10 protein-coding genes are annotated in these 13,182 nt (G+C 56.6%); 8 read left to right on the forward strand and 2 right to left on the reverse strand.

Annotated elements, in window-relative coordinates; translation table 11 throughout:
• Positions 1 to 456: 456 nt before the first annotated feature.
• The 6 genes from ACR0DE_RS07840 to ACR0DE_RS07865 all read left to right on the forward strand — a co-directional run bounded on the left by ACR0DE_RS07840 (position 457) and on the right by ACR0DE_RS07865 (position 9,400).
• On the forward strand, positions 457 to 2,904 hold the full coding sequence (locus tag ACR0DE_RS07840) for a hypothetical protein (protein WP_170391975.1): 2,448 nt from the start codon (positions 457 to 459) through the stop codon (positions 2,902 to 2,904).
• Between the two features lie 128 nt (positions 2,905 to 3,032).
• The gene (locus ACR0DE_RS07845) at positions 3,033 to 4,979 is read left to right on the forward strand and encodes a type I secretion protein (RefSeq protein ID WP_480752461.1); all 1,947 of its coding nucleotides are present in this window, start codon (positions 3,033 to 3,035) and stop codon (positions 4,977 to 4,979) included.
• A 36-nt stretch (positions 4,980 to 5,015) separates the two neighbouring features.
• On the forward strand, positions 5,016 to 7,322 hold the full coding sequence (locus tag ACR0DE_RS07850) for a type I secretion system permease/ATPase (RefSeq protein WP_170662023.1): 2,307 nt from the start codon (positions 5,016 to 5,018) through the stop codon (positions 7,320 to 7,322).
• A 3-nt stretch (positions 7,323 to 7,325) separates the two neighbouring features.
• A complete protein-coding gene (locus ACR0DE_RS07855) occupies positions 7,326 to 8,666 on the forward strand; it encodes an HlyD family type I secretion periplasmic adaptor subunit (RefSeq protein WP_170391969.1) in 1,341 nt (446 codons plus the stop codon).
• Between the two features lie 72 nt (positions 8,667 to 8,738).
• Positions 8,739 to 9,131: a rhodanese-like domain-containing protein gene (locus tag ACR0DE_RS07860; RefSeq protein WP_170420870.1), complete on the forward strand. Its 393-nt coding sequence runs from the start codon at positions 8,739 to 8,741 to the stop codon at positions 9,129 to 9,131.
• Between the two features lie 83 nt (positions 9,132 to 9,214).
• On the forward strand, positions 9,215 to 9,400 hold the full coding sequence (locus ACR0DE_RS07865) for a hypothetical protein (protein ID WP_170391965.1): 186 nt from the start codon (positions 9,215 to 9,217) through the stop codon (positions 9,398 to 9,400).
• On the opposite strand, the gene ACR0DE_RS07870 is transcribed toward ACR0DE_RS07865, so the two are convergent.
• A complete protein-coding gene (locus tag ACR0DE_RS07870; protein WP_480752462.1) occupies positions 9,401 to 10,159 on the reverse strand; it encodes an alpha/beta fold hydrolase in 759 nt (252 codons plus the stop codon).
• Between the two features lie 89 nt (positions 10,160 to 10,248).
• Between ACR0DE_RS07870 and ACR0DE_RS07875 the strand changes: the two genes are divergently transcribed.
• The gene (locus ACR0DE_RS07875) at positions 10,249 to 10,623 is read left to right on the forward strand and encodes a hypothetical protein (RefSeq protein WP_170391953.1); all 375 of its coding nucleotides are present in this window, start codon (positions 10,249 to 10,251) and stop codon (positions 10,621 to 10,623) included.
• Positions 10,624 to 10,692: 69 nt separating this feature from the next.
• Here the strand turns inward: ACR0DE_RS07875 and glyA are convergent, their stop codons facing one another.
• Complete coding sequence (glyA, locus tag ACR0DE_RS07880) at positions 10,693 to 11,988, reverse strand: serine hydroxymethyltransferase (protein WP_170648058.1); 1,296 nt, start codon at positions 11,986 to 11,988, stop codon at positions 10,693 to 10,695.
• 168 nt (positions 11,989 to 12,156) lie between these two features.
• On the opposite strand from glyA, the gene ACR0DE_RS07885 reads away from it, so the two are divergent.
• Positions 12,157 to 12,918, forward strand: a complete 762-nt coding sequence (locus ACR0DE_RS07885) for an NAD kinase (RefSeq protein ID WP_480752463.1) — start codon at positions 12,157 to 12,159, stop codon at positions 12,916 to 12,918.
• Positions 12,919 to 13,182 lie beyond the last annotated feature (264 nt).

The following is a 13,182-nucleotide window of genomic DNA, read 5'->3' on the forward strand; positions in this document are numbered from 1 at the left end:
ACTAGAACCTTTGATCAGGTTTTTCGTATATAGTTTTAGCGTAACTTTATGAAATTTCAGGGTTAATAATCCTATATGTTTGCGCATGATTGTTTCTGAGGCAAATCTGGTGCGAAATACGCCAGATTTCGAAAAATATATATATTAAACAGCTAATTACGGAAAATAGCCCTTTCGGCCAGCTATGCACATCCCCTTATCGCTGCAACCATGCCCAAGCTTCAATTTGTGAAGTGATCTTAGACCTGACGTGCCTGCGGTCCGCGTATTTCTGCGAATTCTCCGTGGTCATGGAATCGGCTTAGCCGAGAAAGGGGGGCAAACCAAAAAGAAGACCTTCACGGCCGCGCGAGTGTCCAGATTGACACGTTGCGCGCAAAGTCTGTTTCAAACCGCGCCTGTTACCGCTTTGTAGATGAATGGCGGTCTGGTGCTTCAGTAAAAGTGGAACTCATAATGGAACGCAGATTAGCTCCAATCACCGATGTCCAAGAAGTTATCGACGATCAGGATCCTGTTGTAGACGAACCGCAGCTGGAAGAAGAAGAGATGGCTGTTGAAGATTTGAACCAACAGCAACAGCAGCAGCAACAACAGCAGGGCGACGACAGCAACACCAATGGTGGTAACGACAGCAACACCAATGGTGGTAACGACAGCAACACCAATGGTGGTAACGACAGCAACACCAATGGTGGTAACGACAGCAACACCAATGGTGGTAACGACAGCAACTCACAGACCAATGGCGGTGACGACAGCAACACCAATACCGCGACCGTAGATATTGACTTCGGCGGCGGAGAGTGGATTCCGCGCGACGATGACAAAGTCGACGTTGATATTGAGGACGTTGAAGGTGATGTCGGCGACGTTATTACTGCCGGTGACGATGTAAACTACGATCCCGGCGACGACGTCAATATTGATATCTCGCAAGACGGGCCCGGAAATGATTTCGCGTCGATCAACCAGCAGTTTGCCAGCCTGGAAGACAATGACAGTTTGGGTACAGCAAGTGTCGAGAATTCAGGTGATTTCACACAAAGCGGTGACGCCAACGGCGGTGAAGCCTATGCTGAAGATGGTATCGACGTAAACAACGACGGTGGCTCCTCTGGCGATGGCGGCATGAGCTATGGTGGTGAAGCCTATGGCGACACCAATGGCAGCCATTCGCTGGCCTTTGGTGGTCATTCAGGAAATGCTGATAGCGCTGCGACAGGTGGAGATGGCGCATCTTCGGGTGATACCTATAACGCAAGCCTGGGTCTTGGTCATTCGAGTGCCAGCGCAGACGGTGACAGCACCGGCGGCGAAGGCGGCGCAGCAGACAGCGAGTCCAATGCCGACAACCACGGCGAAGCGAGTTCCGATAGTGACTCGACTGGTGGTAACGGTGGTAATGCCGGATCGATTGGCCTTGGTCTTGGTCTTGGTTTGTCCGGAGCGAACGCCGATGGCGATGCAGACGGTGGTGACAATACATCTGGGGCATTAGCTGCTGGCCTTGGTCTGGCAGGCACCGATGCTTCCAACGACGGTGCCGATGGTGGCGCTGGTGATGCCGATAACGATGGTTCGGCAGACAACTCTAGCGACGGAACCAACGAAGCCAACGAGTCTTCCTCTGGAGGCAATATTGGTTTGGGTTTGGCTGGCGCTGGCGCGATGGGCTGGAATGATGCCGATGGCGGTAGCGGTTCCGGCGGCGAAGGCTCCGGCGGCGAAGGCTCAGGGGGCGAAGGCTCAGGCGGTGAAGGCTCAGGCGGTGAAGGCTCAGGCGGTGAAGGCACTGGTGGCGAAGGCTCCGGTGGCAATGCCAATGGTGGCGACGGCACCGGCGGAGATTCCGGCTCGGTAGAAGAAGCCTTCCCATTCCCGGTACTCCTTGTGGAAGAGGAAGATCCTGACGGAGACGAAGAAGCTGCAGCAGCTGGTAACTCGAACGGTACCGGCGGAGACGGTGGTACTGGTGGTGCAGGTACCGGCGGTACGGGTACTGGCGGTACAGGTACTGGTGGTACGGGTACTGGAGGTACTGGTACTGGTGGCACAGGTACTGGCGGACCGGGTGCTGGCGGTACAGGAACCGGTGGTGCAGGCGGCGGCTACGTTGACACGGATGCGGATGCGCAAGGTGTTGGTGACCAAGATGCTGCCGGCCCTGTAATCACGCAGTCACCTGGTGATATCGATGGCTCTGCCGACAATGATCAGGACGTTGACGGTTCTGGTGGTAATGGTGGTACCAACACAAGTAATGGATCAGCAGACGCCAGCGGCGATGGAATGGCATCGGCCGAAGGTACTGGTGGCGCTGGCGGTACGGCCAACCCCGAGGCAAGCTCGGCCGGAAGCGGTGCTGGTTCAGCTGACGCAACCAACGAAGCCGGAAACGGCGGTGACTCTGAAGCATGGGCCGATTCAGCCAACGATGGTTATGCCGAAAGCCTTGCCGAAGCGATTGCCGGATACGGTGGAGATGCTTCGTCCGATAATGATGCGGACTCGATGGCTTCAGGTGATGCAACAGGTACTGCGATGTCAGGTGACGGCGGTGCCGGTGGTGCAGCGGCATCGACTGGCGGTACCAGCGGCGACGTCATGGGCTCGTCTACTGGTGGTGCAACCACAGGTGCAATGAACACCGGTGGTGAAGCATCCGGTGCATATTCGGGTGCCGGTGGTGCTGGCGGTAATGGCGGTACCTGGGGTTCGGATAATGGTGGCGATGGTATCGTCAACGGCGAGTCTTATGCATCCGCAGCAGCAGTCGTCGATACGAACGCGTTCAACCAATCGATCGTACAGGGTGCCAACGTGCTTGGTAACTCGGTCGATACGACCATGGTTGGCGGTTCGATGACCTCGACTTATTCGAGCGACGACACCGAGGTCTAAGACCAATTCGCGGGGGCCGCATTATCGGCCCCCGTTCAATGAAATCGCCGGGGCCGCGTAATGTGGCCTCGGCCCAGCAAATCCCGAACCGGAAATTTTAGTCGGCAAGGGGGTAAGGGATCATCGAAATGTCATTCGATAGTGTTACCGAAAAGATTGCACACTTTATTGGATCTTTTGATCTTACGATTGAAAAAGCCCGGTTGAGGGATCAGTACGAAGAGTTCACCGCCATGCGGCGCAAGGCGGAACTGGACGAACTGGAAGAACCCGCAAAGACCCGGATCAAGGCAGATCTTGAATTGGACCCAGGCAAATATGGTCCGCTTTCCTATCGGTTTGACACCCCCCCCGCCACTCCTGAACTTCCACCCCCAACCGACGGCCCTGAATTTGAAACGGTCGTTGTACTTGAACCACCACTCGCAGACGGTCCGCCGTTACCCGAAGCGACAACCGGCCTAGGTGCAACGTTTGTGATCGAGCAGCAGCTGGAGATTGTGACAGAGCTTATCGGGTCTGCTGTGACCTACACGTTCCAGACGATTTTCCTACGCGACAATGACGTTGTCGGCGAGGGAGATTTCCGCGATGTCGATCAGTTGATCGCATTGGCCGAGGCGGCTGCGCAGGTCGCAGCATCGATGCACGCGTTTGCCGTGCCCTCGTTCTCGATCTCGGACTACTTGTCGGTTGAATACGTCGAGTCTTTGGCCGAAGCGATGTTGGCCCCGATCAATGTCGAAGTTGAAGGCGCGGTTGTTTATCAGTTCCACGGCGAAGACGCGATGGGCGTGATCGTCAATGGTGAGTATGTGGACGAAGCCCCGGAATGGGAAGATCTTCTGCCTGCGCATCATAGACCGGACGAGGAAGAGGACGACGAAACACCCGATATGATGCCCGCAGAATGGGCTCAGGACGAGGAAGACGAATTTGCCGAAGGTCACACGGTGATCGCAGGCGGCAACCTTGCGATCAACGAGTTGAACGCAACTGTGGCCTGGGTCGATGCGCCTTATATTGCGGTCGGTGGAAAAGCAATCGAACTGGCCATGGTGAGCCAGGTCGCCGTTGTATCTGACACAGACAAGGGCACGAATGGCGGCTCGGGCACCAATGTGGTGCACTCGTCGACGATCGAGGTCGAAGGCAACTCAGCCCCTTGGCTTAAGACAGGTTCAAGTGAAGACGATGCCCCGGCATATGTGCATGTTGATTGGATTACGACCGACCTGATCGTTGCTAATTTTGTCAAGCAGGACATCGACGCAACGGATATCGATCATATTGATACCGAGATTAACGCGACGACCACGCTGTACGCATTAGGCGACAACGAGTTGATTGATGTCACCAATATTCTTCAACTTGGCAGTTATTATGACCTGATCATGATCGAAGGTGACATGATATCGGTCGATGCGTTTGTCCAGACGCACGTATTATTGGATGACGATGTGGTGATGGGCGGATTGCCCGGACCCATCGATGGATCGGACGAGAACCTGGTTATGAACGAGGTTTCTCTCAAGAAAGAAGGCGAAGATACGTATCAGGCGATGCACGACTCCATGGCCGACGCCATGACCATGGGCGAGGACGACATGGCAGCGCTGGAAGAGGCGCTAATGAACGATCCGATGTTTGCTGGCATGGAGCAGATGCGGGTCCTCAAGATCGATGGATCGCTGGTTCAGGTCAACGTGGCCGAGCAATCGACGATGCTTGCCGATCAGGATGACGTATATCTGAATGGTCCCCACGCGGACGAGACCGAGGTTCTGGCAGGCAGCAATGCGATGCTGAACGCCGCCAATGTAACCAAGGCCGGCGTGGATTCGGTTGTTATGGCTCAGGATGGGGCATTTTCTGACCTGCTACTGCATCAGGCAAGCCTGCTTGACATGCCCACGAATGAGGACATCGCCGAGATGACCAACGAGGCAATCGCCGCCATCATGGAAGAGGCGGGTATGCCAGGTCACGACAATGGCATTGGGCCTAACGGTAACGATCTCACGCCAAGCGAAATGGCGAATTCCTCCGATGGCCTGCAGACCATGCTGGCCTAATATTTCCTGATTTACGAGTGACCGGAAGGTTAGTTTATGTCGATCGTTTTTTCGTCGCGCCGCACCCGTTTTGCAAGTCCATTGGACCGGCACGGAGGCGGAGGCCCATTGACCCTGGAACCCCGAAATCGGGTAGCAAAACCAAATGAAAGTAAACTTGCAAAAACAGCGTCCCGCCTGCGTTTGACAAGTGATATGCAACTGGCGGAACCCGAAAGCAAACCAGAGACCCCGGAAGCAAGTGACACCCCGGTTGCCGGGCCCGCGAAACGATCGCGGCAATCAGAAGCGCCTCAGGCGACGACACAACCGGATAATCCGGGGCAGACCCAGGCAGAGCAGTTGGATCAAACATCACAACCGCGCGCTGGTTCTCCCCTTCGGCGCGCGTCGTCGCGGCCCGCGCAAGATAAGGATCCTGCGGGTGGCGACACTGGGGTGGCCGATACCGAAGCCCCCGATTGTGAAACCGCCGACCAATCGACTGCACGCATGACCCCCTCTGCGCCGTCGGATGGTAAAGACCGCATGGGCACCACGATCGAGGCCAAGGCCAACCAACCCTTGCTGCGCCCGGGGACGGGTGGTGGCGATGGCAAGGGGCCACCCCAAACATTCCACAAACGCACGCCGCCTGAAGATTTCCAGAAGACGCTGCGTACCTCACTGCGCGCGATTTGGCGCAATCTGGCCTTCGTGCTGGTACTGACCTGCGCGACCAACGTCCTGATCCTAGCGATCCCGATCTACCTGTTTCAGATCAGTGACCGGGTTCTGACTAGTCGCTCGCTGGATACGTTGATCATGCTGACGGCAATCGTTGCCGGAGCAGTCATTTTTCAAGCCGCATTTGATGCCGTTCGTCGGTTCATGCTGATGCGTACAGCGGTCGAGGTCGCCGCCCGTCTTGGGGCCCCGGTTCTTAGCGCTGCGGCCCATGCCTCGCTGCACGGCAACGGACGCGAATATCAGACACTTGGGGATCTGCAACAGGTGCGGGGCTTTCTGGTCTCGGGCACTCTGATCTCATTTCTGGATGTACCATTTGCACCGCTATTCATACTGATGATTTTTCTAGTGCACCCGCAACTTGGCATGATTGTGGTGACGACCGCTGTGATCCTGATGATTATCGCGCTGATCAACCAGAAAATGACCGCCAAGCCCTTTGCAAAGGCCAACCAGGCGCAATCCCTGGCGAACCAGCATCTGGATTCAATGTCGCGCAACAGTCAGATCATCAACGCTTTAGCGATGATCCCCGAGGCAGTGCGCATCTGGGGGCGTGACACCGCACAATCGCTGACATGGCAGGTCAAGGCGCAGGATCGTAACGTGATCTTCGCGGCCATTTCACGTGCCGTCCGTCTTTTGACGCAGATCGGCATTCTGGGCTGGGGCGCCTTTCTGGCCCTTCAAGGTGAAATTACCGGCGGTATGGTCATCGCCGCCTCGATCATCGCGGGGCGGGCTTTCGCGCCGATCGAAGGATCAATCGAGGGTTGGAATACCTTCCTGCTTACGCGCGGCGCTTTTGGGCGGATCAAGGCTCTGCTGTCGAACTCGGCCCTGCAATATGAAAAACTGCGCCTACCACGACCTGAGGGGCGGTTGGATGTCGAACGCCTGCTATATGTCCCAGGCGGCACCAAGCGGGTGGTTCTGAACGGGATTACCTTTGCGCTGAACCCTGGTGAAACTCTGGCGATCATCGGGAATTCAGGCGCAGGCAAAACGACACTTGGTAAAACGCTGGTGGGTTCGATCCTGCCGACCTCGGGCAGTGTGCGGCTGGACCTGATGGATATCCGCAACTGGGATCCCCGCCAGTTTGGCGAAAATATTGGCTATCTGCCGCAAGACGTACAGCTGTTCCCCGGCAGCATCAAAGACAATATTGGCCGGATGCGTGCCGATGCCACGGATGAGCAGATCCACGATGCTGCCGTTTTGGCCGACGTGCACAATATGATCGCAACGCTGCCGCAGGGGTATGAGACTGTTGTGGCCGCCGACGGCTCACCTCTCTCAGGTGGCCAGAAGCAGCGTATTGCTTTGGCGCGTGCCTTCTTCGGCAACCCGCGTTTGGTTGTTCTGGATGAGCCGAATTCGAACCTCGACGTGGCAGGTGACAAGGCGCTTGCGCGCGCGATTCAGCAAGCAAAGGAAAGCAAGATCACCGTTGTAGTGATTACGCAAAAGCCGACTCTGTTGAATGTTGTCGACAAGATCATGCTGCTGACCGATGGGCGCGTGGCGCTGTTCGGGCAGCGCGAACAGGTGCTGGAACAGCTCAACGGGCCGCGCCAGCAACCGCCCGAAATACAGGGCAAGGGGGATTAAGCGATGAACGACGTGGCACGCACCGATGAAGGCGGTCTTTGGTACTCTGAGGTTCCGCGCTCGATCACCAAATTCATCGTGATTGGCTTTATCATGCTTATTGTCTGTTTTGGCGGCTTTGGCGTCTGGTCCTTCCGTGCACCTCTGGCCGCTGCAGTCATCGCGCAAGGCAGCTTTGTCGCGACCGGCCGCAACAAGATCGTGCAGCATTTGGAAGGCGGTATCATCGAGAACATTCTGGTCTCGGAAGGTGAATCTGTTCAAGCCGGACAGATCATGATGACTTTGGATCAGACCTCGGCCGAGGCGAGTGAACGCGAATTATTCATTCGCAAACTTCGCCTTCAAGCCATGACCGAACGGTTGCTGGCTGAGCATAGCGAACAGGAAACCCTCGTGTTTTCGCCCGGATTGATCGAAGCATCGGACGACGTCGAGGTCATGACGATCCTCGACAATCAGAAACTCAGCTTTGATGTATCGCGAAAGACGCTGCTGAACGATATTGCTTTGCTGCAGCGCAACATGGAGGCGTTGAAAATTCGTGCGTCAGGATTTGAAGCACAATTGGTCAGCATGGAAAGGCGATCAGAGATTCTCGAGGAAGAATACGAGACCAAATATTCGTTGTTTGAAAAAGGATTAGTGCGCAAAGGTGATCTGAACACGATCCGCCGGGTGCAGGCCGAAGCCGAAGGTCAACTGGCGCGTTTGCGCGCAGAAACGGCTGAGGTAAACCAGATGCTGCTGAAGTATGAAGAGCAGATTCTGCGCACCCGCTCAGCCTACCGCGAGGCTGCGCTGGACGAGTTGGGCGTTATTGAAGCCGATCTTGAAAGTGTGCGTGAAAAAGCCCGTCAGGCCCGTAGCGTTCTGGCCCGTGCCGTTGTGCGTGCTCCGGTGACAGGCACAGTGGTGCGACTTCATCACCACACGCCGGGCGGGGTGATCGAAACTGGCGAACAGATTGCTGAGATTCTGCCCGCCGATGCGCCATTGATCATCGAAGCGCAGATCCCGCGTACCGAGATCGACAGCGTGGTCACCGGGCAGATCGCGACGGTGCGCCTAGTCGCGCTCAATCAACGGACAACCCCAGTGCTTGAGGGCGAGGTCTATTACGTCTCGGCTGACTCGCTTGTCGAGGATTCTGCCGGTATGCCGCAAGAGGTCTATCTGGCGCGCATTTCTCTGACCACGGAAGAGATGGGTCGCGTGCGGGGCTTCGTGCCGACACCCGGAATGCCCGCCGAGATCATGATCCAGACCGAGGAACGCACCTTTGCGGCCTATATCGCCAAGCCGGTGGTTGACAGTATGTCGCGTGCTTTCCGCGAACATTAAGCGCCTGAGTGTCTACACCTTCAATTTTCTGCATGTTAGCCTTTCACGGATTCATTTCCTGGAGGGGCGCAAATGCCATTGACGGTCAAAGACATGATGCAAGCTGCAAACGCGGTGGTTGAGCGTATCGATGCCAGCCGGGCCAAAGAACTGATCGGGCAGGGTGCCTTGTTGTTGGATATTCGCGATGCGCCTGAACTTGAAAGGACAGGGCGCGCGGTCGGCTCGCATCATATCCCGCGCGGGATGTTGGAGTTTCGAGCCGATCCCGAGCTGCCTTCCCATGACGCGGAACTGCGCAAGGACCGGGTGATCATCCTGCATTGTGCATCGGGTGGCAGGGCGGCGCTGGCTGGGAAACTGCTTAAGGATATGGGGTATTTACACGTCTACAATCTGGGCGGGTTTGCGGATTGGGTGAATGGCGGCGGCGAGGCGACCGGGCCAATGGATCGCGGGATGTAGCTACATATCTGACCCAAATCAAAGTCACACATATTCCGTTGCTGTAATGTAAAGGCCAGAAGCTTAAACACAGGATACTGGCCATGATACGCCTAGCAGCCACGCTTTATTCTTTGATCGCCACAGCCATCGCGGGTTCTGCCGTGATTGCGGTCCTAGCGGTTGGAATGGTGACCTGGATGGCCATCGTTTCCGCCGCAGCAGCAGGGGCGGTTGTTGCCGCGCCGGTGTCGTGGCTGGTGGCAAAACGCCTGTATCAAGGCGCTTGATTAAGCGTTAAAGAAGGTCCTGACTGCAGCTTCGAATTCGCGGGGTTTCTCGGCGTGCAGCCAGTGCCCCGCACCGGGAATTTTGGCGAAGCGAGCTGCAGGAAACAGGGTGCGAATCTGCTCTCGGTGTTCGGGCTGCACATAATCTGATGCTGCGCCGGACAGGAACAGAGCAGGGCCGTCCCAATGGGTCGAAATCTCGGGGAAGCCCATGATCTTTGGCATTTCGCTGGCCAGTACATCTAGGTTCAGCCGCCAGCGGCCTCCCTCAACATCCAAAGACTGCGTAAAAAAGCTCTGCAGCGCCTTTTCGACGCCCAGATCGGCCAGCTGTGCTTCGGCATCTGAACGACGCTGAACGCGGGACATATCGACCGCCCGCATTGCCTCGATGAATTGAATCTGGCTGTGGCTGTATGCCACTGGTGCGATGTCTGCGACGACCAGCTTGCGCACCAGCTCGCCATATTCCAGCGCCAGCACCATCGAAGCTTTTCCACCCATGGAATGCCCGACGATATCGGCGATGCCGCCAACGCTGTCGATGACCTTTGCCAGATCATGCGCCAATTCCGGGTAGCCATGCTGAGCATCCCAAAAGCTGTAGGCGTGATTGCGCATATCGACGGCGATCACCTGTCTTTCGTCCGACAGTCGCCGCGCAATGACTCCCCAGTTGCGCGCCGAACCATAGAGGCCATGCGCTATCAGCAGGGGCGGATGATCGGTCGGGTCGCCATGGATGATCGTATTCAGCATGCTTCTGTGATACGCGTCACCGCGCGGAACAACCAGCCCCATTGTCGCCGGTGTGACGCGCGGCTACATTGTCCCGTCAGGAGGCGCCAATGACACAGGAAATCGATATCCAGACCCGGATCGCAGAGACCATTCGGTTGCTGCGTAAAAAGCTTGGCGTGAAAGACAAGACCCTGATTGCCTCGGTCCGGCGCGCAAAGCGGCGTTTGCCGCGCAAGGTCTATAAACAGGCCTTGGTTCTGGCAGAGGCCGAGCAGATGGCCGAGCATCCCAAACTGCGGATGGTTTTGGATATGCCCCGGCTCGAAAAAGCGTCGGACGAGGTGCAAGGCCACCTGAACGCGATCAATCTGGCAGATCGACGTTGGGGATGGTTCCTGAGCTTTCTTGGTTCGCTTGCGTTGGGCCTGATCGTGTTGGCGGCGTTGGCTGTGTTCGTACTACGATGGCGCGGGTATATCTGACCGCTGCACGCCTCAAAGAAAAACGGCGCCGATCAGGGCGCCGTTTTCTGTTCTAAGATCCGTATTGGATCAGAGATTCGGATAAAGCGGGTAGCGCGCGCAAAGTTCGGCGACTTCGGCTTTGACTTTGGCTTCGACCGCACCGTTTCCGTCTTCGCCATTTGCGGCCAGACCGTCGACCACTTCGATGATCCAGTCTGCGATCTGGCGGAACTCGGCCTCACCAAAACCGCGGGTGGTTCCGGCGGGCGAGCCCAGACGGATACCGCTGGTGATCGTCGGCTTTTCGGGGTCGAACGGCACACCGTTCTTGTTGCAGGTGATATGTGCCCGCCCCAAAGCTTTCTCGGTTGCGTTGCCTTTAACGCCTTTGGGGCGCAGGTCGACAAGAACCACATGGGTATCGGTGCCGTGGGTCACAGTGTCCAGGCCACCCTTGATCAGCTGATCTGAAAGGGCCTGCGCATTCACAACGACCTGCTTGATATAGTCCTTGAACTCAGGACGCAGTGCCTCGCCAAAGGCAACGGCCTTGCCAGCAATCACATGCATCAGTGGGCCACCCTGAATGCCCGGGAAGATGGCCGAGTTTACCTTTTTGGCAATCGCTTCATCATTGGTCAGGATCATGCCGCCGCGCGGGCCGCGCAGGGTTTTATGCGTGGTGGTGGTGGCCACATGCGCATGCGGGAAGGGCGAAGGGTGCGCGCCTGCGGCAACCAGACCGGCGATATGGGCCATGTCCACATGCAGATAGGCGCCGACCATATCGGCGATTTCACGCATGCGGGCAAAATCGATGACGCGCGGGATGGCCGAGCCTCCGGCGATGATCAGCTTGGGGTTATGTTCCTTTGCCAGCACTTCGATCTGATCATAGTCGATCAGGTTGTCCTGCTTGCGCACGCCATAATGTACCGCGTTGAACCACTTGCCCGACTGGTTCGGCGCCGCACCATGGGTCAGGTGACCACCTGCATCCAGCGACATTCCTAGAATGGTGTCACCGGGCTTGATCAGCGCCTGAAATACACCTTGGTTCGCCTGCGATCCCGAATTCGGTTGGACGTTGGCAAACTCACACCCAAACAACTGCTTGGCACGGTCGATAGCCAGGTTCTCGGCAATGTCGACGAACTGACAACCGCCATAGTACCGGCGGCCCGGATAACCTTCGGCATATTTGTTGGTCATGACCGAGCCCTGCGCCTCCATCACGGCGGCAGAGACGATGTTCTCCGAGGCGATCAGTTCGATCTCGTCGCGCTGGCGGCCCAATTCAGATGTGATCGAGCCGAACAGCTCGGGGTCACGATCCGCGAGGGACTGGGTGAAAAATCCGTTGTCACGAAGATTGGCGTTCATGTGCGCTCCGCATGGCTAGGGTGTATCTGGCGGATTTCCTATCGGAAACGACGTGTGTCAGAAAGGTTGTAAAGCGACGAAATGGCCCTCTATGGCGTCAACTCTGGCCTATTGCGGAAAGGTATGTTTGTTTCGGAACCAAATGTGCAGCACTGGAAACTATAAAACATGACAAAGAGAATCGCCTTTCTGGCCAGCGATGCCAAGGTTGCGCAGACCGCCCGGGATGCGCTTGTCGCGCGCTACGGAAATGCAGCGCCGAGAGACGCAGATGTTGTGGTGGCGCTGGGTGGTGATGGCTTCATGCTTCAGACATTGCAGGGCGTCCAGCACTTGGACAAGCCGGTTTACGGAATGAATCGCGGTACCATCGGGTTTCTGATGAACGAATATGCCGAAGTTGATCTGATGGCCCGGCTAGCAGAGGCAGAGGAAGAAGTCATCAATCCACTGGCGATGACTGCAATGGACCAGGCGGGCCAAAAGCACCAAGCACTTGCAATCAACGAGATTTCGCTGCTTCGCGCGGGGCCGCAGGCAGCGCGGCTGCGGATCAGCGTGGATGGGCGGGTACGTATGGCCGAACTCGTGTGTGATGGTGCATTGCTTGCCACGCCGGCGGGTTCAACCGCATATAACTATTCCGCTCACGGACCCATTGTACCCATTGGCGCGGACGTTCTGGCATTGACGCCAATCGCCGCGTTTCGCCCCCGGCGGTGGCGTGGCGCCTTGCTGCCGAAAGTTGCGAAAGTCAGATTCGATGTGATCGAGGCTGACAAACGCCCGGTTATCGTTGCGGCCGACTCCATATCGTTTCCGGATATCGCTTGGGTCGAGATCAGGTCTGAGATTGCGATCCAGCATCGTATTCTATTTGACCCTGGCCACGGCCTGGAAGAACGGTTGATCTCTGAACAATTTACTTAAATCTCAGCGTGTTGATCATTTTTCCACCGCTTGTGTGAACCAGTTCACATGCAACGCGATAAGGGTTTGTTAACTTCAAGTTGCCCGGAGAACACGCCGAGGTGGAAGTGAGTGGCCATCTAAAGGTGTTTTCGAATGGTTGCGCAGTTTTCGCGCTGGCGAGGGTGGGTGGTGCTACGCTCGTCATCTTAATCCGGGCATATTTTAGTATGCGGACCCCGGGACAAAATCCCGGGGTCTATTTCATTTGTGAGGCCTGAGTGA

It is taken from the genome of Ruegeria sp. C10 (assembly GCF_056537805.1).